This is a genomic window from Rhodovarius lipocyclicus (assembly GCF_009900765.1).
Classification (GTDB): Bacteria; Pseudomonadota; Alphaproteobacteria; order Acetobacterales; family Acetobacteraceae; genus Rhodovarius; species Rhodovarius lipocyclicus.
In genome coordinates this window covers 47,406-68,256 of record NZ_JAAABL010000005.1, presented here as the reverse complement: position 1 = coordinate 68,256, position 20,851 = coordinate 47,406, and the positions used below count along the sequence as shown (strand labels likewise).

22 protein-coding genes are annotated in these 20,851 nt (G+C 71.2%); 6 read left to right on the top strand and 16 right to left on the bottom strand.

Annotated elements, in window-relative coordinates; translation table 11 throughout:
* The first annotated feature begins 2 nt into the window (after positions 1 to 2).
* The 6 genes from GT007_RS07525 (at position 3) to GT007_RS07500 (ending at position 6,936) form a co-directional block, all read left to right on the top strand.
* Complete coding sequence (locus GT007_RS07525) at positions 3 to 1,610, top strand: ABC transporter substrate-binding protein (protein ID WP_160120987.1); 1,608 nt, start codon at positions 3 to 5, stop codon at positions 1,608 to 1,610.
* Entirely contained in the window at positions 1,607 to 2,569 is a 963-nt protein-coding gene (locus tag GT007_RS07520; RefSeq protein WP_160120986.1) for an ABC transporter ATP-binding protein, read from the top strand. Before GT007_RS07525 ends, GT007_RS07520 begins: the two co-directional genes overlap by 4 nt.
* Entirely contained in the window at positions 2,566 to 3,558 is a 993-nt protein-coding gene (locus GT007_RS07515; RefSeq protein WP_160120985.1) for an ABC transporter ATP-binding protein, read from the top strand. Before GT007_RS07520 ends, GT007_RS07515 begins: the two co-directional genes overlap by 4 nt.
* A gap of 1 nt (position 3,559) precedes the next feature.
* Positions 3,560 to 4,492 carry an ABC transporter permease gene (locus GT007_RS07510; protein ID WP_160120984.1) on the top strand — a complete coding sequence of 311 codons (933 nt, stop codon included), beginning with the start codon at positions 3,560 to 3,562 and terminating at the stop codon, positions 4,490 to 4,492.
* Between the two features lies 1 nt (position 4,493).
* On the top strand, positions 4,494 to 5,360 hold the full coding sequence (locus tag GT007_RS07505; protein WP_160120983.1) for an ABC transporter permease: 867 nt from the start codon (positions 4,494 to 4,496) through the stop codon (positions 5,358 to 5,360).
* Between the two features lie 151 nt (positions 5,361 to 5,511).
* Positions 5,512 to 6,936 (top strand): alkaline phosphatase family protein, encoded by a 1,425-nt coding sequence (locus tag GT007_RS07500; RefSeq protein ID WP_160120982.1) that lies wholly within the window; start codon positions 5,512 to 5,514, stop codon positions 6,934 to 6,936.
* Between the two features lie 31 nt (positions 6,937 to 6,967).
* Here the strand turns inward: GT007_RS07500 and GT007_RS07495 are convergent, their stop codons facing one another.
* The 16 genes from GT007_RS07495 to GT007_RS07420 form a co-directional block, all read right to left on the bottom strand.
* On the bottom strand, positions 6,968 to 7,753 hold the full coding sequence (locus GT007_RS07495; RefSeq protein WP_160120981.1) for an ABC transporter permease: 786 nt from the start codon (positions 7,751 to 7,753) through the stop codon (positions 6,968 to 6,970).
* Positions 7,750 to 8,589, bottom strand: a complete 840-nt coding sequence (locus GT007_RS07490) for an ABC transporter permease (protein WP_160120980.1) — start codon at positions 8,587 to 8,589, stop codon at positions 7,750 to 7,752. Before GT007_RS07490 ends, GT007_RS07495 begins: the two co-directional genes overlap by 4 nt.
* Before the next feature lie 3 nt (positions 8,590 to 8,592).
* On the bottom strand, positions 8,593 to 9,648 hold the full coding sequence (locus tag GT007_RS07485; protein ID WP_160120979.1) for an ABC transporter ATP-binding protein: 1,056 nt from the start codon (positions 9,646 to 9,648) through the stop codon (positions 8,593 to 8,595).
* 1 nt (position 9,649) lies between these two features.
* Positions 9,650 to 10,711 carry an ABC transporter substrate-binding protein gene (locus GT007_RS07480; RefSeq protein WP_160120978.1) on the bottom strand — a complete coding sequence of 354 codons (1,062 nt, stop codon included), beginning with the start codon at positions 10,709 to 10,711 and terminating at the stop codon, positions 9,650 to 9,652.
* Between the two features lie 69 nt (positions 10,712 to 10,780).
* Positions 10,781 to 12,022 carry an NAD(P)/FAD-dependent oxidoreductase gene (locus GT007_RS07475; RefSeq protein WP_160120977.1) on the bottom strand — a complete coding sequence of 414 codons (1,242 nt, stop codon included), beginning with the start codon at positions 12,020 to 12,022 and terminating at the stop codon, positions 10,781 to 10,783.
* The gene (locus GT007_RS07470) at positions 12,022 to 12,399 is read right to left on the bottom strand and encodes a RidA family protein (protein ID WP_160120976.1); all 378 of its coding nucleotides are present in this window, start codon (positions 12,397 to 12,399) and stop codon (positions 12,022 to 12,024) included. The genes GT007_RS07475 and GT007_RS07470 overlap by 1 nt, the downstream gene beginning before the upstream one ends.
* An 11-nt stretch (positions 12,400 to 12,410) precedes the next feature.
* Positions 12,411 to 13,550, bottom strand: a complete 1,140-nt coding sequence (locus GT007_RS07465) for a M24 family metallopeptidase (protein WP_160120975.1) — start codon at positions 13,548 to 13,550, stop codon at positions 12,411 to 12,413.
* Positions 13,550 to 14,887: an NAD(P)/FAD-dependent oxidoreductase gene (locus GT007_RS07460; protein WP_160120974.1), complete on the bottom strand. Its 1,338-nt coding sequence runs from the start codon at positions 14,885 to 14,887 to the stop codon at positions 13,550 to 13,552. Before GT007_RS07460 ends, GT007_RS07465 begins: the two co-directional genes overlap by 1 nt.
* Positions 14,888 to 14,964: 77 nt before the next feature.
* Complete coding sequence (locus tag GT007_RS07455) at positions 14,965 to 15,552, bottom strand: nitrile hydratase subunit alpha (protein ID WP_160120973.1); 588 nt, start codon at positions 15,550 to 15,552, stop codon at positions 14,965 to 14,967.
* Positions 15,549 to 15,833: an SH3-like domain-containing protein gene (locus tag GT007_RS22770; protein WP_160120972.1), complete on the bottom strand. Its 285-nt coding sequence runs from the start codon at positions 15,831 to 15,833 to the stop codon at positions 15,549 to 15,551. Before GT007_RS22770 ends, GT007_RS07455 begins: the two co-directional genes overlap by 4 nt.
* Complete coding sequence (locus tag GT007_RS22765) at positions 15,830 to 16,171, bottom strand: SH3-like domain-containing protein (protein WP_160120971.1); 342 nt, start codon at positions 16,169 to 16,171, stop codon at positions 15,830 to 15,832. The genes GT007_RS22770 and GT007_RS22765 overlap by 4 nt, the downstream gene beginning before the upstream one ends.
* Positions 16,172 to 16,212: 41 nt before the next feature.
* Positions 16,213 to 17,262 carry a sulfate/molybdate ABC transporter ATP-binding protein gene (locus GT007_RS07440; RefSeq protein ID WP_160120970.1) on the bottom strand — a complete coding sequence of 350 codons (1,050 nt, stop codon included), beginning with the start codon at positions 17,260 to 17,262 and terminating at the stop codon, positions 16,213 to 16,215.
* Positions 17,259 to 18,104, bottom strand: a complete 846-nt coding sequence (cysW, locus tag GT007_RS07435; RefSeq protein ID WP_160120969.1) for a sulfate ABC transporter permease subunit CysW — start codon at positions 18,102 to 18,104, stop codon at positions 17,259 to 17,261. The genes GT007_RS07440 and cysW overlap by 4 nt, the downstream gene beginning before the upstream one ends.
* The gene (gene cysT / locus GT007_RS07430; protein WP_160120968.1) at positions 18,101 to 18,943 is read right to left on the bottom strand and encodes a sulfate ABC transporter permease subunit CysT; all 843 of its coding nucleotides are present in this window, start codon (positions 18,941 to 18,943) and stop codon (positions 18,101 to 18,103) included. The genes cysW and cysT overlap by 4 nt, the downstream gene beginning before the upstream one ends.
* Positions 18,940 to 19,971, bottom strand: coding sequence for a sulfate ABC transporter substrate-binding protein (locus GT007_RS07425; RefSeq protein ID WP_160120967.1), 1,032 nt, complete (start codon positions 19,969 to 19,971; stop codon positions 18,940 to 18,942). Before GT007_RS07425 ends, cysT begins: the two co-directional genes overlap by 4 nt.
* On the bottom strand, positions 19,968 to 20,771 hold the full coding sequence (locus GT007_RS07420) for a tripartite tricarboxylate transporter substrate-binding protein (RefSeq protein ID WP_160120966.1): 804 nt from the start codon (positions 20,769 to 20,771) through the stop codon (positions 19,968 to 19,970). Before GT007_RS07420 ends, GT007_RS07425 begins: the two co-directional genes overlap by 4 nt.
* Between the last annotated feature and the right edge of the window lie 80 nt (positions 20,772 to 20,851).

The following is a 20,851-nucleotide window of genomic DNA, read 5'->3' as shown; positions in this document are numbered from 1 at the left end:
CCATGCTCCGCCGCACCCTCCTCGCCAGCCCGGCCGCCATCGCGCTTCCCTTGGCCGCCCCCGCTTTTGCACAGGCCGACACCCGGCCCGTGCTGACGGTGGCGGTGCAGAAGATCAGCAACTCCAACACGCTGGAGCCGCCGCGCGAACAGTCCAATGTGGGCTTCCGCCTGTCGGGCCTGTTCAGCGAGACGCTAATCGGCACCAACTGGACCGGCGACCTGTCCGCGAAGCCGGAACTGGCGACGGGGTGGCGGCGGATCGACGAGCGCACGCTGGAATTCCAGCTGCGCCCCGACGTGAAGCTGCATGACGGCCGGGTGATGTCGGCCGAGGACATCGCCTTCAGCCTGGGCGCCGAGCGCCTGTATGGCTCGGGCGAGGGCAATGCCGGGCGCGGCGTGCTGGCGGGTGCGACCGGCAAGGAGCCGCCGGGCGACGTGGTCGCCGCGGCCCGGCGCAGTTTCCCGGGTTTCGAGCGCATCGAGGCGGTGGACGAGACCACCATCCGCTTCGTGAACCGCGTGCCCGACCTGACGCTGGAAGGGCGGATGGCGCAGAATGTGGGCGCCATCTTCTCACGCGAGGCGTTCCGCGCCGCCGAGAGCTGGCTGGCCTGGGCCCGCCGGCCCGTCGGCACCGGCCCCTATCGCGTGGGGGAATACCGCCCCGATACCTCCCTGATGCTGGAGGCGCATGACGAATACTGGGGCGGCCGCCCGCCCGCGCGCCGCATCCGCGTGCTGGAGGTGCCGGAGGTGTCGTCGCGCATCAACGGGCTGGTGGCGGGCGAATTCGATTTCGCCTGCGACATCCCCCCCGACCAGATCGGCACGGTGGAGCGCCACCCGCGCTTCGAGGTGCTGGGCAGCGCGATCAACAACATCCGCATCATCTGCTTCGACACCATCCACCCCACCCTGCGCAACCCGCTGGTGCGCCGGGCCATGGCCCATGCGGTGGACCGCCGCACCATCGTGGACGCGTTGTGGGCCGGCCGCACCGAGGTGCCCAAGGGGCTGCAGCTGGAATCCTTCGGCCAGATGCATGTGGGCGAGCACGAGACCCCGCGCTTCGACGTGGCCGAGGCCAAGCGCCTGCTGCGCGAGGCCGGCTATCGCGGCGAGCCCATCCCCTACCGGCTGCTGAACAACTACTACACCGGCCAGGTGCCGACCGCGCAGATCCTGCAGGAGATGTGGCGCGCGGCCGGGCTGAACGTGCAGATCGAGATGCGCGAGAACTGGTCCCAGGTGAATGAGCCGGGGCCGAACCGCGCCGTGCGCGACTGGTCCTGCACCGCCGTCTTCGCGGACCCGGTGGCCACGCTGGTGCGCGCCATGGGGCCGAACGGGGAGCTGCAGCGCTCCGGCGAATGGAAGAACGAGGAGTTCAACCGGCTGTGCGGCGTGCTGGAGACCGGCACCGACCCTGGCGCGCGTCGCGCCGCCCACGCCCGCATGCTGAACATCATCGAGCGCGAGGACCCGGGCTATCTGGTGCTGCACCAGGCCGCGACCTTCACGGCCAAGCGGCGCGATATCGCCTGGCGCGCCCCGCGCGGCTGGCCGCTGGATTTCCGGGCCGGCAATTTGGGCTTCCGCGCATGAACCTCGTCGAGATCTCGGGCCTGACGGTGCGGTTCGGCGCGGCGCCCGCGCTGCGCGGCATCGACATCGCCGTGGCCCCGGGTGAGGCGCTGGGCATGGTGGGGGAATCGGGCTGCGGCAAATCCGTCACCTGGCTGGCGGCCCTCGGCCTGCTGCCGGGCAAGGCGCGCATCGAGGGCAGTGTGACGTTGCAGGGGCAGGAAATCCTGGGCGCCCCCGCCGCCACGCTGGACCGGCTGCGCGGCGGGCGCGTGGCGATGATCTTCCAGGACCCTTCCTCCTCCCTGAACCCGGTGCACCGCATCGGAAAGCAGGTGACGGAGGCGCTGGGCCTGCATCGCGGCCTGACCAGCGCGGCCGCCCGTGCCGAGGCGAAGCGCCTGTTCGAGCTGGTGGGCATCCCCGACGCCCAGCGGCGCCTCGATGCCTATCCGCATGAGCTGTCGGGCGGGCAGAACCAGCGCGTGATGATCGCCATGGCGCTGGCGGGTCAGCCCGAATTGCTGATCGCGGACGAACCCACCACCGCGCTGGACGTGACCATCCAGGCCCAGATCCTGGACCTGCTGAACGAGCTGCGGCGGGAGATGGGGATGGCGCTGGTGCTGATCTCCCACGACCTGGGCGTGATCGCGGAAACCTGCGAGCGGGTGGCCGTGATGTATGCCGGCCGCATCGTGGAGGAAGCGCCGGTGGAGCGCCTGTTCGCCGCCCCCAGCCACCCCTACACCCGCGGGCTGATGGCCGCCCTGCCGCCGATCGACGGGCCGCGCCGCCCGCTCGCCGCCATTCCGGGCACGGTGCCGGAGCCCTCGGCCCTGCCGCCGGGCTGCGCCTTCGCGCCGCGCTGCGCCCTGGCGCGGGAGGCCTGTTCGGTGGCGATCCCGCCTGACCGCCTGCTGGGCGCGGGCCACCGTGCCGCGTGCCTTGTGGCCGATGACGCGCTGGTGCCGGCATGAGCGTTCCTCTCCTCGTCGCGCGCGGCCTGGCCCGCCGCTATTCCATGAAGCGCGGCCTGTTCGGCGCGCCCACCGCCGTGGCCGCGGTGGAGGGCCTGGACCTGACGCTGGACCAGGGCCGCACCCTGGGTCTGGTGGGGGAATCCGGCTGCGGCAAATCCACCACCGGCCGCATGGTGCTGGGCATGGAAGCGCCCGATGCCGGCAGCATCGCCTTCGCCGGCCAGCCCATGCCGCGCCCCGGCTCCGCCGCCTGGCGCGCGCTGCGCGCCCGCATGCAGATGGTCTTCCAGGACCCGCTGGGCGCGCTGGACCGCCGCCTGACCATCGGCGCCCAGGTCGCCGAGCCGCTGGTGATCCATGGCATCGGCACCCGCGCCGACCGGCCGGAGCGTGTCGCCGCGCTGCTGGCCGATGTGGGGCTGCGCCCCGACCATGCCGGCCGCTATCCGCATGAGCTGTCGGGCGGGCAGCGGCAGCGCGCCGTGCTGGCCCGCGCCCTGGCCACCAGCCCCGAATTGCTGGTCTGCGACGAGCCGATCTCCGCGCTCGATGTCTCGATCCAGGCGCAGGTGATGAACCTGCTGACCGAGATCCAGGCGCGGCTCGGCCTGACCATGCTGTTCATCAGCCACGATCTGCGTGCCGTGCGCCAGGTCAGCCACCGGGTGGCCGTGATGTATCTGGGCCGCATCGTGGAGGAAGGCGCGCCGGACGCCGTGCTGCACGACCCGGCGCACCCCTATGCCCAGGCCCTCGTCTCGGCCATTCCGGGGCAGCAGGGCGTGCGGCGCATCCGCCTGCAGGGCGACCCGCCGAACCCGGCCGACCGCCCGCAGGGCTGCGCCTTCCACCCGCGCTGCCCGCTGGCGGGCCCGGTGTGCCGCCAGGCGGTGCCGGAACTGAAACCCCGCCCCGGCGACGGGCGCCTCGTCGCCTGCCATGTGGCGCAGGGCGAGATCTCGCCCCCGATGCAAAGGGCTGCCTGAGATGGCGCGTTTCCTCGCCGGGCGCCTGCTGCGCGCCTTCATCACCCTGTTCCTGGTCGTCACCTTCGCCTTCGTGGTGCTGCGCCTGTCGGGCGACCCCGCCCAGATCATCATGGGCGCCGATGCCCCGCATGAGGCCGTGGCGGCGTTCCGCCAGGCCTGGGGCCTCGATAAATCCTTGTGGGAACAGTATCTGGGCTATGTCGGCTCGATCTTCACGGGCGACCTCGGGCGGTCCATGCGCGATGGCCGGCCGGCGGCGGCACTGGTGGCGGAGCGCATCCCGGCCACCCTGGCGCTGACCATCCCGGCGCTGTTCCTCAAGCTCGGCCTCGGCATTCCCGCCGGCATCTATGCCGCCCTGCACCGCAATTCCGCGATCGACCGCGTGGTGATGCTGGTGGCGGTGGCGGGCTTCACCATCCCCTCCTTCGTGCTGGGGCTGCTGTTGGTGCTGGTGTTTGCCGTGCAGCTCGGCTGGCTGCCCTCGGGCGGGCAGGAGAGCTGGCGCCATGCCATTCTGCCCGTCATCACCCTGGGCATCGGCGGAGCCGCGGTGCTGGCGCGCTTTACGCGCTCCGCGATGCTGGAGGTGCTGGGCCAGCCCTATATCCGCACGGCCAGCGCCAAGGGCGTGCCCTGGCGGCGCGTCGTGTCGGGCCATGCGGCCCCCAACGCCGCCATCCCGACCGTGACCATCATTGGCTTCATGTTCGGCAGCCTGATCGCGGGGGCGGTGGTGGTCGAGAGCGTGTTCTCCTGGCCCGGCGTCGGCCGGCTGATGGTGGTGGCGGTGGCGAACCGGGACCTGGCGGTGGTGCAATGCGTGCTGCTGCTGGTTTCCTTCACCATGGTGGCGGCGAATTTCACGGTGGATCTGCTCTACGGCCTGATCGACCCGCGCCTGCGCACCGGCGCGCAAGGGGGGCATTGAGATGAGTGTCACGACCCTGAACGCGGCCCCCGCGCGCCGCAGCTGGCAACTGCCGCCGCCGCTGGTGCTGTTCGGCCTGTGCTGGCTGGCGCTGATGCTGGCCGTCGCCCTGCTGGCGCCGCTGATCACGCCCTATTCCTACACCGCGCTCGACCTGCGCAACCGGCTCTCGGCGCCCATCGGCATGGGCGGCACCATGGCCCATTGGCTGGGCACGGATGAGCTGGGGCGCGATGTGCTCTCGCGCCTCATCTCCTCCATCCGCATGAGCCTGACCATCGCTTTCGGCGCCACCATCATCGGCGCGCTGATCGGCACCACGCTGGGGCTGCTGGCGGCCTGGGCGCGGGGGCTGGTGGAGCAGGCGGTGCTGATGCTGGTGGATTTCTCGGCCAGCATCCCCTTCCTGATCCTCGCACTCGCGGTGCTGGCCTTCTTCGGCAACTCGCTGCCGCTGTTCATCTGCCTGCTGGGCCTGCATGCGTGGGAGCGCTACGCCCGCATCGCGCGCGGCCTGGCGATCTCGGCCGGTTCCCAGGGCTATGCGGCGGCGGTGCGCCAGCTCGGGGCCTCGCCGCTCAGGGTCTATCTGCTGCACATCCTGCCCAACATCGCCTCGACCCTGATCGTGTCGATGACGCTCGCCTTCCCCGAGATCATCCTGCTGGAAAGCGGGCTGTCCTTCCTCGGCCTGGGCGTGCAGCCGCCAGAGACCTCGCTGGGCAGCATGGTGGGCTATGGGCGGGAGTATCTGACGCGCGCGCCCTGGATCCTGCTCTCGCCCGCCATCATCATCGTGTTCACCACCCTGTCGGTCTCGTTGATCGGCGATTGGCTGCGCGACAAGCTCGATCCGACTTTGAGATAATGCCTCAGGCGCCGGCGCGCCCATCCGGGCGCTTGGCTTGCGCGCCGCGCACTGGCCCGCCCGTCAGGCAGGCGGCCTGGGCGCGGTCGTGCTTCGCACTCCCGGACCGATGCTGGGCATCGGTCCGCTTCACACGGAAAGGGCCCGGGATATGCCGCGCTTCATCATGGTGGCTTTGGATGGGCTGCGGCCCGATCTGGTCAGCGCCGAAACCACCCCGCACCTGGCGGCCCTGACCGCCGCCGGCACGCGCTTCGCCAATGCCCGCAGCGTCTTCCCCTCCGAGACGCGGGTGGCCACGCCCTCCCTCGTCACCGGCTGCCGCCCGGGCGGGCATGGCATGGTGGCGAACACGCTGTTCGACGCCCAGGCCGCGCCGGACCGGCTGCTGCGCACGAAGCTCGCGGCCGATGTGGAGGCCATGGCCCTCGGCGGCGAAACCCCGATGGAGCGCGCCTCCCTGGCCGAGCACCTGGCCCAGGCCGGGCGCAGCTTCGCCCTGGTCAGCGCCGGCACGCAGGGGGCCGCGCGCCTGCTGCATCCGGTCGCCCCGCGCCTGGGCAGCTTCCGCTGGAATGTCGAGGACACGCAGGGCGAGACTTTCGAGGAGGTCCGCGCCTCCCTGGGTGCCACGCCGCCCGCCGGCGTACCCAACACCGCCCGGGTGGAATTCGCCGGCCGCGTGCTGCTGGAACATGTGCTGCCCCTGCAGCGCCCCGACGTGGCGCTGCTGTGGCTCTCGGAGCCCGATGTGGCCTTCCACTATCGCGGCCTGCGTCATGAGGAGACGCTGGAGGCCCTGAAAGCTGCCGACGCCGTGCTGGGCCGGGTCGTCGCCTGGCGCGATGCGCAGCCCGACGCCGCCGAGATCGGCATCATCGTGCTGTCGGACCACGGCCATGTCACCGGCAAGGGCAAGCTCTCCTTGCGCGAGGAGTTGTGCCGCGCGGGCTTCGCCGCCGGCACCGGCATGGGTGAGGGGGTGGACGTGGTCGTGGCCCCCGCCGCCGCCCCGGGCCTGTGGCTGCGCGACAAGTCCCTGGCCCCGCAGATCGCGGAGTTCCTGGCCGGCCAGCCCTGGGCCGGCCCGCTGCTGGCGCGCGACCCCGCCATCCTGCCCGAGGGCCAGGCCGCGCCGCTGGCGCTGCTGGGCTCCGCCCACCGCCGCAGCGCCGACCTGGTCGTGACCTTCGCGGGCGACGAAGGCCCGGACCATTGGGGCCTGCCCGGCACCGCGCCCTTCGATACCGCCGATGTGCCCGAGGGCGGCGGCATGCACGGCGGCCTGCACCGCAGCGAACTGGCCACCGTGCTGGTGATGCAGGGCGGCCCGTTCCGCGGTGGCGCGGTGGCGCAATCCGCCGCGGACCTGACGGATATCGCGCCCACCGTGCTGCATGCGCTGGGCATCACACCCCAAGGCATGGAAGGCCGGCCGCTGCTGGGGGCCTTCGATGCGGGCGCGGATGCGGAACCGCTGCGGGAGATCGTGGCGATGCCGCGTGGCTTCCTGCTGCATGGGATGCGGGCGGAAGCCGGTGGGCGGTTCTATCCGACGGGGTTGGTGCGGGGGTGAGGTTAAGCCCAAGGGCAGCGCCCTCACCCCCTCACCCCCTCACCCGTCGCAGCACCGCATCCACCCCCAGTGCCACGCTCGTCACCGCGATCAGCAGCGTGCTCACCGCCGCGATGGTCGGCTCCACCTCCAGCAGCAGGCTGTTCCAGATCCTGACCGGCAGGGTTTCCGACCGGATGCCCGCCAGGAAGATGCTGATCACCAGCTCGTCGAAGGAGGTGAGGAAGGAGAACAGCGCCGCTGAGACGATGCCCGGGAAGGCCAGCGGCAGCACCACGCGGCGGAACACCCCCCAGCGCGTGCAGCCGCAGACCATGGCCGCGCGTTCCAGCGCCGGGTCCACCGTGCGCAGCGCGGATTGCAGGATGACCAGCACCACCGGCAGAGCCACCACCGTGTGCGCCACCGCGATCCAGGGCCGCACCCCCACCACGCCCAGGCGCGCCGACAGGAAATACACCGCCACCGCCGTGATCACATGCGGCACGATCACGGGTGTCAGCAGCAGAGAGGCCAGCACCTTCTTGAAGCGGAAATTCCCCCGCAGCATGGCATAGGCCGTCAGGAACCCCAGGAAGGTGGACAGCGCCGAGGTCATCAGCCCGATGAACACCGAATTCACGATGGCCGAGCGCCAGCGCGCATCGCCCAGGAAGCGCGCGTACCAGCGGGTGGAGAAGGTCTCGGGCGGGAATTTCAGATAGCCGTCCCCGCTGAAGGAGGCGATGGCGACCACAATGATCGGCGCCAGCAGCCCGAAGGCCAGCAGCACCACCAGCGCCTTCAGCAGCGTGGCGCGTAGCACGGGACCCATCATGGCATGGCTCCCTTCTCGTCGGTGGTGAAGCGGCTGTACAGGCCATAGAGGATCAGCGTGACCACCAGCAGCACGATGGTCATCAGCGCGGCCCCGGGCCAGTTCTGGGTTAGCTCCACCTCACGCTCGATCAGCATGGCGATCATCATGTCGCCCGGCCCACCCATCAGGGCGGGGGTGACGAAGAAGCCCAGCGCCAGGATGAAGGTGATCAGCACTCCGGCCACCACGCCATGCAGCGTCAGCGGCATGAACACGCGGGCGAAGACCTGCAGGGGCGTGGCGCCCATGCTCTCGGCCGCCTGCAGCAGCCGCATGTCCACCGCCTTCATCGCGGCATACAGCGTCAGGACCATGTAGGGCAGCAGCACATAGGTCATGCCGATGATCACGCCGGTGCGGTTGTACAGCAGCTGCACCGGCTCGCTCACCAGGCCGAGGCCCAGCAGCAGCTGGTTGATCAGCCCGTTGCGGCCCAGCAGCACCATCCAGGCATAGGTGCGCACGATGGTGCTGGTGAAGTACGGCAGCACGATGCACAGCAGCAGCAGGGTGAAGGCGAGGCCCGAGGCGCGCGACATGGCGTAGGAGACGGGATAGCCGATCACCAGCACCAGCGCCGTCACCACGGCGGAGATCCAGAGCGTGTTGATCAGCGCGCCGCCGACGGCGCCCGAGAGCAGCACCGCGTCGGCTTCCTCCAGGATCTCGGCCAGGCTGCCGAGCTCCTGCAGGGAGGCCACGAGGAACCAGCCGATCGGCACCAGGAACATGCCCAGCAGCAGCAGCAGGGCGGGGGCCAGCAGCAGCCAGGCGGGAAGGCGTCCAAGCGGCATGGCTCAGCCCGCCAGGAAGCGGCTGTCGGCCGCGTTCCAGCTGACGGTCACATCCGCGCCCGGGGCGTGCAGCGCGGCGCCCGCGGCGTTGGCGGTGTCGCACAGCACGCTGCGGCCGGGCTCCACCTCCACCTCATAGCGCATGGTGTTGCCCAGGAAGCTGGCATGCAGCACCCGGCCGGGCAGGGCGTTGGGCGCGGCATCGGCCAGGCCCGCCGTGATCGACAGTTTCTCGGGCCGGATGAAGGCGAGGCCGCCCTTCCCGGGCAGGCTGCCCGCGCCCGCCTGGATCAGCGCGCCACCAGGGCCGCGCGCGGCCGCGCCCTCCGGCGTCACGGGCAGCAGGTTGGCCTCCCCCAGAAAGGCCGCGACGAAGCTGCTCTCGGGTTTTTCGTAGACCTCGCGCGGCGGGCCCATCTGCGCAATCCGGCCGCGTTCCATGATGGCGATGCGGTCGGACATGGTCAGCGCCTCCTCCTGGTCATGGGTGACGTAGATCACCGTCATGCCCAGGCGCTGCTGGATGTCCTTGATCTCCACCTGCATGTGGTAGCGCAGGTTCTTGTCCAGCGCCCCCAGCGGCTCATCCATCAGCACCACGGCGGGGTGGCCCACGATGGCCCGTGCCAGGGCCACGCGCTGCTGCTGCCCGCCCGAGAGCTGGCGCTGATAGCGCTTCTCGAAGCCGGTCAGCTTCACCATGGCCAGGGCTTCGGCCACGCGGCTTTCGATCTCGGCCTTGGGCGCCCCACGCACGGAAAGCGGGAAGGCCACGTTCTCGGCCACGTTCAGGTGCGGGAAGATGGCGTAGTTCTGGAACACCATCCCCAGGCCACGCCCGCGCGGGGGCACGCGCGTCATGTCGCGCCCGCCCATCATCACGCGGCCCTCATCGGGCTGCACGAAGCCCGCCAGCATGGACAGGGTGGTGGTCTTGCCGCTGCCCGAGGGGCCCAGCAGGGTGAAGAACTCGCCGGCCGGAATGGCGAGGTCGACCCCCGCCACCACCGTCTCGGCACCATAGCGCTTGGTCACGCCCTCCAGGGCGACGGCCTGCATGTCAGCGCAGGACCCAGCGGGACCAGGCGCGGTTCACGCGGTCGCGGTTGTCCTCCCACCAGGTGACGTTCTGGTAGAAGCCGCTCCGGCGCGAACGCTCGCCGCCCGGCATGCGGGCGATCTCCTCGGGGGTCAGCCCCTCGAAGGCCTTCTGGTTGGTGGGGCCGTAGATCAGCTCCTTGGCGTAGCCGGCCTGGACATGGGGCTGCATCATGAAGTCGATCAGCCGCTGGGCGCCGGCGACGTTGCGCGCATCCTTGAAGATGCCCAGCGCCTGCACCTGGATCATGTGCTCGTTCCAGGTGTAGGCGAGCGGGGCGTTGCGGTCGATCAGCGTCTGCAGCCGGCCGTTCCAGATGGAGCCCGCGACCACTTCCTTGTCCGCCAGCATCTGCGCCGACAGCGCCCCCGTATCCCAGAAGCGGCGGATGCTGGGGCGAATCCGCGTGAGGGAGCGCAGCGCGCGGTCCACGTCGATCGGATAGATCTGGTCCTTCGGCACGCCATCGGCCAGCAGCGCGAATTCCAGATTGGGGGAACCCGCGGCCATGTCCGCCAGCATGCGGGGGCCGGGGAAGCGCTCGGCGTTCCAGAAATCCGCCCAGCTGTCCGGGTGGGCGTTCGGGAAGTGCTCCTTGCTGTAGGCCAGCACCGTGCAATAGACGAAGTTCGCCACCTGGGTGCGCAGGCGCAGTTCGGGCGCCACGTCCTCGGGCTTGGACCAGCGCCAGCTGTCATAGGCGATGGGGGCCAGCGCGCCCATGCGCTCCAGCGTGATCAGCTGGCCGTTGCCGGTGTCGATCAGGTCCAGCTCCACGTTGTTGGCGCGGAACATGGCGAACAGCTTGGCGGTGGTGGCGGCCACGGGGCGCACGGCGATGCCGGTTTCCCGCGTGAACGGGTCGTACACATGGCGGCGCATGATGTCGTCGTACACGCCGCCCGGGGTGCGCACGATCACCTCGCCATTGGCGCGGGCGGGGCGGGCGGCCAGGGCCGGGGCCAGCAGCGCGGCCCCGCCCAGCAGGGCACGGCGGCCCGGTTTCAGGATCTTGTCGTTCATCTCTCAGCCCCTCGAATTCGCGCGATGCGCGCATGGATCATTGGTGGTGGCGGGCGCTCTGCGGCGCGTTCAGCCGAACCGTGTGATGGCGTAGGGGGCGGGGTCCTGCGCGGGTTTCCGCCCCAGGATGATGTCCGCCACCAGCCTGCCACTGGGCGGGCCCCCTGTCATGCCGAAATGCCCGTGCCCGAAGCACAGGTGCAGCCCGGCATGGCCCGGCACCGGCCCCAGCACCGGCAGGCTGTCGGGGGTGGAGGGGCGGAAGCCCATCCACAGCCGCGGCGTGCCGCCGGTGATGCCGGGGAACAGGCTTTGCAGCTTGCCCAGCAACTGCTCGGCGCGGCGCTCGTCGGGGGCTGCGTCCAGCCCCGCGATCTCCACCGTGCCGGCGGCGCGCAGGCCTTCCTCCATCGGCGTCAGGCCGAAATTGCCGGATTTGTACAGCAGCGGGATGCGCGGCACGATGCTGGGATCGGGCAGCATCAGGTGATAGCCGCGCTCGGTTTCCAGCGGCGGCTTCACCCCCAGCGGCGCCAGCAACTGGCCGGACCAGGCGCCGCCCGCGACCACCACCTGCTCGGCCTCATGGTTGGCGATGTTGGTCATGACCATCCAGCGGCCTTCGCGCGGGATCAGCTTCATGGCGCGCTGGGGCAGGATGGCGCCGCCCTCGGCCAGCAGCAATTCGGCCAGGCGCTGGACGGTGCGGGCGGGGCTGATGGTGTGGCCGTTGCCCGGCACCAGCACGCCGCGCGTCACCCGCCGGGCGATGCCGGGGAACAGCTGGCGCAGCTCATCGGGGCCCAGCACCTCCGCCTGGATGCCCAGCCGTTCCCGCAAACCGCGCTCGATGGCGGCGGAGGGGGTTTCCTCCGCCTCGTCCCACAGCTGCACCTGGCCGGTGCGGCGGATCAGTTCGGAAAACCCGTCATGGCCCAGCAGGTCGCGCCAATCCTCGAAGGCGCCCTTGTGCAGGGCCCGCATGGCATCCGAGATGGCATGCACCCGGTCCATCCGCCCCGCGCGGATCCAGCGCAGCAGCCAGGGGGCGGCGCGCGGCAGATAGGCGGGGCGCACGGCCAGCGGCCCCAGCGGGTCCGTCAGCCAGCCCGGCACCTGACGCAGCATCCCCGGCAGGGCGATGGGCACCACCGTCTCCGCGCTCAGCAGCCCGGCATTGCCGAAGCTGGCCCCGCCCGCCGGCGGCAGCGGGTCGATCACCGTGACCGGAAGGCCCGCCCGGGCCAGCGGCAGCGCGGCCGACAGCCCCGCCACCCCGGCACCCAGGACGATGACGCGCGGCGCGCCCATCAGCCGAGCTGCGCCTGGGCGATGATCTCGATGCGCATGCCCGGCGCCAGCAGCTCCTTCACCACCACCGTGGCCCGGCAGGGGAAGGGGGCGCTGAAGGTCTCGGCATAGACGCGGTTCATCCCCGCGGCGTCGGCGGCGTCGATCAGGAAGACCTGCACCATCATCACATCGGCCAGCGTGCCGCCCGCCGCCTCGATGGCCAGCTTCAGGTTGGCCAGGGTGCGGCGGGTCTGCACCTCGATATCGCCGGGCACGATGGCGCCCGTTTCCGGGTCCTTCGGGATCTGGGCGGTCAGCACCAGCCCGCCCTTGCGGACCGTGCCGCTGATCGGGCCCTTGGAGGCGGCGAGCGGGGTCTGGACGACATCGAACATGGCGGGCTTCCTCAACAGGGGTTCACGAGCAGGCCGCGCGGCAGATGCGTCAGCAGCTCCGGCCCGGTCTCGGTGATCAGCACGGATTCACTCAGCGCGGCGCCGCCGGCCGAGGCATAGACGTGGAAGACCATGCCCGCCTCGAACCGCCATTCCGCGGCCGGGTGCAGGATGCGGGTGAAGTCGCTGGTGCGCGGCCCCGCATCGCCATACAGGCCGAGCGTATAGGCCGTGATGTTGTCGTAGCTGGGCCGCAGCCCGGCGCGCACCACGCCCTCGCGCAGGATGGCGTCCACCTCGGATGCCACAGCGCCGGGTTTCATGGCGGCGATCTGGGCATCCTGCAGTTCGGCCAGGATCTCGGCGGCGCGCTGGCGTTCGGGCTCGGGCTCACCAAGGACCACGCAGCGCATCACGCGGGAGGAATAGCCATGGATGCGTGGCGTCAGCTCGATATGCACCACATCGCCCCTGGCCAGCGGCGCGTCGCCCAGATGGCCGTGCAGGAAATCCCAGCCGCGCCCGCCGGTGATGGGGCCGGGGCGGTAGGGGTCGCCGCCCATCTCCACGAAGGTCATCTGCGCGCGCTTCGCGGCCTCCCGCTGGGTGCCGCCGGGCACGCACAGCGCCGCCGCGTCCAGCAGCGCCTGGTCGGCGATGGCCGCCGCCCGGCGCAGCAACTCGATCTCGGCCGGGGATTTGATCAGGCGCAGCTCGGCGATGGCCGGGCCCATATCCACGAACTGGGCTTGGGGCATGGCGCGGCGCATGGCCTCGAACCGCGCGACCGACATGCCATAGCTGTCGAAATCCACCCCGATGCGCGCGGCGGACAGGCCCCGCGCGGCCACGGCGCGGGCCAGGACGGGCACCGGGTCCTCCCAATCCGCGAAGGTCGGGATGTCAGTGATCCAGGTGCGCTGGGCGCAGACGCCCGCATCCAGCGCGCGGATCACGAAGAACGGCTCACCCTGGAGCGGGATGCCCACGCAGCGCCAGCGATTGGCCGAACTGCCGAAACCCGAGACCCAGGTCATCGCCTCGATCTCGTCGAACAGCGCCAGCTCCACGCCCGCTTCGCGCATGCGGGCCTGCAGCCGGGCCAAGCGCGCCTGGTATTCGGCCGGGGAGAAATACGGGTGCTGGCCCATCAGGCGGCCCCCCCGCCCAGGCGCCATCCGTCCAGCCGGTCCTTCAGCTGATAGGCGACACCGATGGCCGGCATGAACCAGGGGTTGCCGGTGTAGAAGGGCGCGGTGGGGAAGGGCAGCCGCGCGAAGGCGGAGGCGCTGTTGCTGCCGCCCAGCATCATCCGCGCGGCCACGCCGCCCAGATGCGTCATCGTCACCACGCCGCTGCCGTTGCAGGCCATGGCATAATACACGCCCTGGTCCTGACCCACATGCGGCATCATGTCGATGCCGAAGGCCACATTGCCCTTCCAGCTATGGGTGATGCGCACGCCCGCCAGGTCGGGGATCAGGTCCGTCATGAAGCGGTGCAGGGTGGCGGCGGAACGGCGCGTGTCCGCATCCAGGAAGCTGGCGCGGCCGCCGAACAGGATGCGTTTGTAATCGGGCGAGGGCCGGAAATAATACAGCACCTTCTTGGTGTCCCCGTAGACGCGCAACCGCGGCAGGGCCGCCTTCACCCGCTCCTCGCCGATCTCCTCGGTGGCGATCATGTAGCTGGCCACCGGCACCAGCCGGCGGCGGTGCCAGGGGGTGGCCTTTCCGGTATAGCCGTTGGTGGCGATCATCAGCTTGCCGGCGCGCAGCGGCCCCTGGCTGGTCTGCACCAGGAAGCCGCCATCCAGCGTGCGGGCATAGCCCAGCAGCTCCACCCCGCCCGCCAGCACCGCGCCCTGCGCCTGCGCCGCCCGCGCCAGGGAGCGCACGTATTTCCCCGGATGCAGCGAGCCCGCCCGCAGCATCACCAGCCCGCCATGGAAGCGGTCGGTGGCGATTTCCTCCCGCACGCGGGATTTCGGCAGCAGCCAGGCCTGCTCATCCTGGCTGGCATTGTTGATCATCTCGGCGCGGCGCTTCAGCGCGTCCATGGCCTTGGCGGCATGCGCGCCCACGAAGCGGCCGCAGCGCACATAGTCGCATTCCAGCGCCTCGCGCTTCACCAGCGCCTCGAAATCCTCGAAGGCCTGCTCGCCTTCCTCGGCCAGCTCGGCGAAGAACTTTTCGCCGAAGGCTTCCTTCAGGTCGGAACGGACCTTGCCCAGGCCGCCCGCACCCGACAGCGCGCCCCCGTTGCGGGATGACGCGCCCCAGCCGATCGGCTCGCGGTCCAGCACCAGCGGCTTCACGCCGTTGCGCGCCAGCTCCAGCGCGGTGGACAGCCCCGCGATGCCGCCGCCCACGATCACCACCGGCGCCTCGTCGGGCAAAGGGGTGGAGACGGGGGTGGGGGGCGCGGCCTCCCACCAGAAGGGGCGCTCCTGGAAACCGGGGGCGAAGGGGCTGGTTGTGTCGCTCATGTGACAGTCAGGCTGCCACGGGCGCGCGGGGCTGCCCCATACCAATCGGTTATGGGGTGCTCCGGTGGGTTATGCGTTCAGAGCACTTCTGGCAGCACCGTCACGCCGATCAGGTCGGTTTCGCGCACCAGCCCGGCCAGGCGCTCCTCGCTCCAGCCCTCGGTGCCCCGGGGGCGCTGGGGCAGCACCATCCAGCGGTAGTCGGCGGTGGAATCCAGCACCCGCACCTTCTTTTCGGGCGGGATCACGGTGCCCCATTCCTCCCGCACCAGCCCGCGCGGGTCGCGCACGGCGCGGGAGCGGTAGCCCGCCGATTTGTACCACAGCGGCGGATAGCCCAGCAGCATGCGCGGGTAGCAGCTGCACAGGGTGCAGACGATGATGTTGTGCACCGCCTCCGTATTCTCCAGCACGCCGAGCGGCGGGGAGCCCGTCAGGTAGATGCCCAGCTCCTCGATCGCGCTGGTCGCGTTGTCCAGCAGGCGGGCGCGATAGGCGGCATCCACCCAGGCGCGCGCCACCACCTGTCCCCCGCGCGCGGGCGAGGCCGCGTCCATCGCGGCGCCGCTGCGGGAGAGCTCCTCCTCGTTCAGCACGCCCTTGCCGATCAGCAGGCCGCGGAAGGCCGCCAGCAGCCGGTCGGAATCCAGTTCCGCGAGGTTCATGCCGCCTCCAGCCAATGTTCGTAGATCTCGATCAGGAATTCGTCGCCCGGGGCGTTCTCGGGCCAGATCTCCGCCTGCTCGAAGGCGACGTGATACAGCGGGATGGTCGCGGCCGGGCGGGCGAAGGCCAGGTCCTCCGGGTTGCGGAAGGCACCCAGGCGCCGCAGCACCGTGCCGGTGCGCCCGCGCACGTAATGGGGCGTGCGCACATGGGCGGGGCCTTCGAGTTCCGGCCAGGCGTCGCGCACGCGCACGCGGGTTCCGGGGGCGAAGCCACTCATGCGGCCAGGGCCTGTGCCAGCTCGGCCTCGGTGACGACGCCTTTTTCCAGCATCACCTTCACCATCGAATACAGCCAGCGTTGATAGTAGCTGGAGGCATCGTAGACATCGGGCGCCAGGGATTCGATGCCGCGCCGCATCTCGTCGGTGCTGAACAGGCCGTGCAGGGCCAGCACCTGCCGCAGCGCGTCCACCTGGCGGTCGAAGGGCGTCAGCTCATGCGCTTCCTTGTCGATCGGCGCGCAGAGGAACTGGGTGACCCCGCCCATGTCGTGGTGGGAGCGGCCCCGAGCGTTCTCAGGCAGGGCGTTCTCAGGCAAGGCGGTGTCAGGTGGCATGATCCGTCTCCTTCGCGGCGAGGCTACAGCACAGGCGCGCTTCAGGCCAAGCGCGCCCGGCTGCCATCCTCATGAAAGGCGGTGGCAGCCAGCGCGCGCAGGCCGCAGGGGCCGCCGCGTTCGGGCACCGGCAGGCCGGGCGGCACCACGCCTTCCAGCACATGGCCCTCAAGCTCCAGCACCACGCGCGTGCCGGCCCCCAGGGAGGGATGGACCATGCGCACCAGCCCGGGGCCGGGGCCGGCTTCCACCGCCACCTCATGCGGGCGCAGGAACAGGCGCAGCGCGCCGTCCGGCCAGGCGGGCGGGGCGGCCAGGCCGGGCAGGGGGCTTTCCAGCCGCCCGCCCGAAAGCCGCGCCGGGATGCAGCTCGCCTCCCCCAGGAAGCCCGCGACGAAGGCGGTGGCGGGGGCCTCCAGCAATGTCGCGGGGGGCGCGAACTGCGCCAGCCGGCCGCGGTCCAGCACCGCCACCCGGTCGGCCAGCTCCAGCGCTTCCTCCTGGTCATGGGTGACCAGGATGGTGGTGATGCCCAGCCGGTCATGCAGGCCGCGCACCCAGCGGCGCACATCCTTGCGCACCACGGCATCCAGCGCGGCGAAGGGCTCGTCCAGCAGCAGCAGCAGCGGCTCGATCGCCAGGGCGCGCGCCAGCGCGATGCGCTGGCGTTGCCCGCCCGAGCACTGGTCGGGGAAGCGCCCGGCGAGTTCGGGGATCTGCACCAGCTCCAGCAATTCGCGCACGCGGCGGTCGATCTCGGCGGCGGCGGGCCGTGTCGCGCGCGGGCGCACCCGCAGGCCGAAGGCCACATTCTCCGCCACGCTCATGTGCCGGAACAGGGCATAGTGCTGGAACACCACCCCCACCCGGCGCTCCCGCGCCGGCACCTGGCCCACATCGCGCCCGTCGATCTCCACCAGCCCGGCATCGGGGAAATCGAGCCCCGCCAGCACCCGCAGCAGGGTGGTCTTGCCCGAACCCGAAGGGCCGAGCAGCGCGGTGAATTCGCCCCGCGCGATCTCCAGGGAAACATCGTCCAGCGCGGCCTGCCCGTTGAAGCGGCGGGACAGGCCGGTGATCCGCACGCTCATGCGTGGCTCCCCATACGGCTGCGGGAGAGGATTTCCAGCGCCGTCTTGGCCCCCAGCGTGATCAGCCCCAGCAGCGCCAGCAGGGATGCCACGGCGAAGGCGCCCACGAACATGTATTCATTGTACAAAATCTCGACATGCAGCGGCATGGTGTTGGTCTGCCCCCGGATATGGCCCGACACGACGGCCACCGCGCCGAATTCCCCCATGGCGCGGGCGTTGCACAGAAGAATGCCCGCCAGCAGCGCCCAGCGGATTTTCGGCAGGGTGACGTGCCACAGGATCTGCCACGTGTTGGCGCCGAGCGTCAGCGCCGCTTCCTCCTCCGCCTGGCCCTGTTCCTGCATGAGCGGGATCAGCGTGCGGGCGACGAAGGGGAAGGTGACGAAGATGGTCGCCAGCACCAGCCCCGGCAGCGCGAACAGGATCTGGATGTCATGCGCGGCCAGCCAGGGCCCGAAATACCCCTGCGCGCCGAACAGCAGCACATAGACCAGGCCCGAGATGACCGGGGAGACCGAGAAGGGCAGCTCGATCAGCGTGACCAGCAGGCGCCGGCCGGGGAAGTCGCAGCGCGCGATGGCCCAGGCGGCGGCGATGCCGCCCAGCGTGTTTACCGGCACCGCGATGGCCGCCACCAGCAGCGTCAGTTGCATGGCGGAGACGGCGTCGGGCTCGATGATCGCCTCCCAAGCGACCTCCCAGCCGCGCCGCAAGGACTCAGTGAAGACGGCGGCGAGCGGCAGCACCAGCACCACGCCCGCGACCGCCAGCGCGGCCCCGATCAGCAGCCCCGCCAGCCAGGGCGGGTCGGCGGTGGCGGCGCGCGGGCGGGCCGTCATGGCTGCCCCCGGCGCAGCAGCAATTGCAGCAGGTTCAGCCCCAGCAGGATGACGAAGGCCAGCAGCAGCATGGCCAGCCCGATGGCGGCCGCCCCCGCGTAGTCGAACTGCTCCAGCTTCACCACGATCAGCAGCGGCAGGATCTCGCTGACCATAGGCATGTTGCCGGCGATGAAGATCACGCTGCCGTATTCGCCCACCGCGCGGGCGAAGCCCAGGCCGAAGCCGGTCAGCAGCGCGGGCGCCAGGGCGGGCAGCACCACGCGGGCGATGGTCTGCACCCGGGTGGCGCCGAGGGTGGCCGCCGCTTCCTCCGTCTCACGCGGGAGGTCGCGCAGCACGGGTTCCACGGTGCGGGCGATGAAGGGCAGGGCCACGAAGACCAGCGCCACCACCACCCCCGCGGGGCGGAAGGCGACGGTCCAGCCGAACCAGGCCGCGAGCGGTTCGCCCAGCCAGCCATTGTTGGCGAAGATGGCCGTCATCGCCAGGCCCGCCACCGCCGTGGGCAGGGCGAAGGGCAGGTCGATCAGCGCATCCAGCGCCCGCCGCCCCGGGAATTCATAGCGCGTGATGACCCAGGCCAGCAGCAGCCCCAGCGGCGCCGCGATCAGCGCCGCCAGCGCCGAGGCCCCGAAGGAGAGCCGGAACCCCGCCAGCACGCGCGGTTCCGTCAGCACCGCCCAGATGCCGCCCAGCCCCTTCTCCCACGGGCGCAGCGCGAGCGCCGCCAGCGGGATCAGGATGAAGCCGCCCAGCCAGACGAGCGTGACACCGAGTGCCAGGCCACGCCCGGGCAGGGCCTGCCGCCGGAGCCGGAACAGGGCGGTTCCGCTCATCGTCCGCCGGGGCGGTAGATGCGGTCGAACACGCCGCCATCGTCGAAATGGGTGGCCTGCGCCCGACGCCAGCCGCCGAACACCGTGTCCACCGTGGCGAATTCGATGTTGGGGAAGCGCGAGCCCGCTTCCCGCAGCACATCCGGGTTGCGGGGGCGGTAGAAGTGCTTGGCCGCGATCCGCTGCCCCTGGTCGGAATACAGGTGTTGCAGATAGGCCTCGGCCAGCGGCCGGGTGCCGCGCCGGTCCACATTGGCATCCACCACCGAGACCGGCGGCTCCGCCAGGATGGAGAAGGCGGGGTAGACGATCTCCAGCCCCGCCTGCGGGAATTCCTGCAAGGCCAGATGGGCCTCATTCTCCCAGGCGAGCAGCACATCGCCCTGGCCGCGCTGCACGAAGGTGGTGGTGGAGCCGCGCGCGCCGGTATCCAGCACCGGCACCTGGCGGAACAGTTGGGTCACGGCTTGCTCGGCCGTCGCCTCCGTGCCGCCCGGCTGGCGCAGCGCCCAGGCCCACAGCGCCAGGTAGTTCCAGCGCGCCCCCCCCGAGGTCTTCGGGTTGGGCGTGATGACGGAAACGCCCGCCTTCAGCAGGTCCGGCCAGTCGCGCAGCGCCTTGGGGTTCCCGCGCCGCACCAGGAACACGATAGTGCTGGTGTAGGGGGAGGCATTGTCCGGCAGGCGGGTCTGCCACTCCTTCGCCAGCAGGCCGCGATCGGCGATCGCGTCGATGTCATAGGCCAAAGCGAGGGTGACGACATCGGCCGCCAGCCCGTCGATCACGGCGCGCGCCTGCCGGCCCGAGCCGCCATGGGAGGCGCTGAGCCGCGGGCGCGGATGGCCCTGGCCGGCCCAGAACTCGGCGAAGGCGGTGTGGTATTCGCGGTAGAATTCCCGCGTCGGGTCGTAGCTGACGTTCAGCAGCTGCTGCGGGGCCTGGGGGGCTTGCGCCCGCGCCTGACTGTCGGCCGCGAACAGGGTGAGGCCGGCCAGGCTGGCGCGGCGGGAGATGGCCGAGGTGATCATGCGTCTTCTCTCCTCTGAGGGGGATGGTGGGCGCTGAGGGCGCCTTCGGTCAATCTTTGGTGCCGCGATGCAGCATGCGCGGTCATGCCTCCCCGGCGCATGGCGGTCAGCTCCGCGGCGCGGTGTTGGCCAGGCCGCGCACCACCGGCCCGAAGGCCTCGATGGAGGCGGCGGCGCGGGCGGCGAACTGGTCTGGCGGCAGGGCGGTGATGGCGAAGCCGAGGCCGGTCAGCCGGTCGGTCACCGCCGCGATAGGAGAGGTATTCCACCGGCAGCCCGCCCACGCGGCTCGCCAGCAGCTCATGCACCACCTGCGCGATGCCGCCGAGGGCCGGGATGCCGACATTCAGGCGGCCCGGCTGCGCCTTCACGGCGGCGACATAGCCCTGCACGTCCCGGAAGGGGGTGCCCGGATGGGTGACGAGGATCTGCGCGGCCTTCACCGCCTGCACCACCGGGGCGAAGGCCTCCTTGAAGGTCAGGCCCGGCTGGGGGGTCGCGATCTCGGCCAGCACGATCGCGTCGCCAGTGACGAGCAGCGTGGTGCCGTCGGGCTCGGCGCGGGCGACCTGCTGGGTGGCGATCAGGCCGTTCGCGCCGCCCTGGTTCTCCACCACCACCGGCTGGCCGATGCGGGCGGACACGGCGGGGGCGAGCACGCGGGCCAGCGTGTCGAGGCTGGCGCCCGCCGCCGAGGAGACGACGATGCGGATGGGGCGGCGGAAGGGGGAGGGGCCCTGCGCCCGGCCGGCGGCGGGGATCAGGGCGGGGGCGGCGAGCAGGAGGCGTCTGGTCAGCATGGGGCGAGTCCTTGGAGGGGGATGTTCAGGGGGCGGGCGTCGGGCGGGGACATCGCGTGGGGCGGGGCATGCTGGGGGAT

Excerpts from the sequence above, each read along its gene's own strand:
- GT007_RS07505 (WP_160120983.1), top strand. The coding sequence starts at position 4,494 with ATGAGTGTCACGACCCTGAACGCGGCCCCCGCGCGCCGCAGCTGGCAA.
- GT007_RS07525 (WP_160120987.1), top strand. The coding sequence starts at position 3 with ATGCTCCGCCGCACCCTCCTCGCCAGCCCGGCCGCCATCGCGCTTCCC.
- GT007_RS22765 (WP_160120971.1), bottom strand. The coding sequence starts at position 16,171 with ATGCCACCTGACACCGCCTTGCCTGAGAACGCCCTGCCTGAGAACGCT.
- GT007_RS07420 (WP_160120966.1), bottom strand. The coding sequence starts at position 20,771 with ATGCTGACCAGACGCCTCCTGCTCGCCGCCCCCGCCCTGATCCCCGCC.
- GT007_RS07510 (WP_160120984.1), top strand. The coding sequence starts at position 3,560 with ATGGCGCGTTTCCTCGCCGGGCGCCTGCTGCGCGCCTTCATCACCCTG.
- GT007_RS07480 (WP_160120978.1), bottom strand. The coding sequence starts at position 10,711 with ATGAACGACAAGATCCTGAAACCGGGCCGCCGTGCCCTGCTGGGCGGG.
- GT007_RS22770 (WP_160120972.1), bottom strand. The coding sequence starts at position 15,833 with ATGAGTGGCTTCGCCCCCGGAACCCGCGTGCGCGTGCGCGACGCCTGG.
- GT007_RS07460 (WP_160120974.1), bottom strand. The coding sequence starts at position 14,887 with ATGAGCGACACAACCAGCCCCTTCGCCCCCGGTTTCCAGGAGCGCCCC.
- GT007_RS07475 (WP_160120977.1), bottom strand. The coding sequence starts at position 12,022 with ATGGGCGCGCCGCGCGTCATCGTCCTGGGTGCCGGGGTGGCGGGGCTG.
- GT007_RS07465 (WP_160120975.1), bottom strand. The coding sequence starts at position 13,550 with ATGGGCCAGCACCCGTATTTCTCCCCGGCCGAATACCAGGCGCGCTTG.
- GT007_RS07455 (WP_160120973.1), bottom strand. The coding sequence starts at position 15,552 with ATGAACCTCGCGGAACTGGATTCCGACCGGCTGCTGGCGGCCTTCCGC.
- GT007_RS07440 (WP_160120970.1), bottom strand. The coding sequence starts at position 17,262 with ATGAGCGTGCGGATCACCGGCCTGTCCCGCCGCTTCAACGGGCAGGCC.
- GT007_RS07495 (WP_160120981.1), bottom strand. The coding sequence starts at position 7,753 with ATGATGGGTCCCGTGCTACGCGCCACGCTGCTGAAGGCGCTGGTGGTG.
- GT007_RS07470 (WP_160120976.1), bottom strand. The coding sequence starts at position 12,399 with ATGTTCGATGTCGTCCAGACCCCGCTCGCCGCCTCCAAGGGCCCGATC.
- GT007_RS07490 (WP_160120980.1), bottom strand. The coding sequence starts at position 8,589 with ATGCCGCTTGGACGCCTTCCCGCCTGGCTGCTGCTGGCCCCCGCCCTG.
- cysW (WP_160120969.1), bottom strand. The coding sequence starts at position 18,104 with ATGACGGCCCGCCCGCGCGCCGCCACCGCCGACCCGCCCTGGCTGGCG.
- GT007_RS07520 (WP_160120986.1), top strand. The coding sequence starts at position 1,607 with ATGAACCTCGTCGAGATCTCGGGCCTGACGGTGCGGTTCGGCGCGGCG.
- cysT (WP_160120968.1), bottom strand. The coding sequence starts at position 18,943 with ATGAGCGGAACCGCCCTGTTCCGGCTCCGGCGGCAGGCCCTGCCCGGG.
- GT007_RS07515 (WP_160120985.1), top strand. The coding sequence starts at position 2,566 with ATGAGCGTTCCTCTCCTCGTCGCGCGCGGCCTGGCCCGCCGCTATTCC.
- GT007_RS07485 (WP_160120979.1), bottom strand. The coding sequence starts at position 9,648 with ATGCAGGCCGTCGCCCTGGAGGGCGTGACCAAGCGCTATGGTGCCGAG.
- GT007_RS07500 (WP_160120982.1), top strand. The coding sequence starts at position 5,512 with ATGCCGCGCTTCATCATGGTGGCTTTGGATGGGCTGCGGCCCGATCTG.
- GT007_RS07425 (WP_160120967.1), bottom strand. The coding sequence starts at position 19,971 with ATGATCACCTCGGCCATCTCCCGCCGCGCCAGCCTGGCCGGCCTCACC.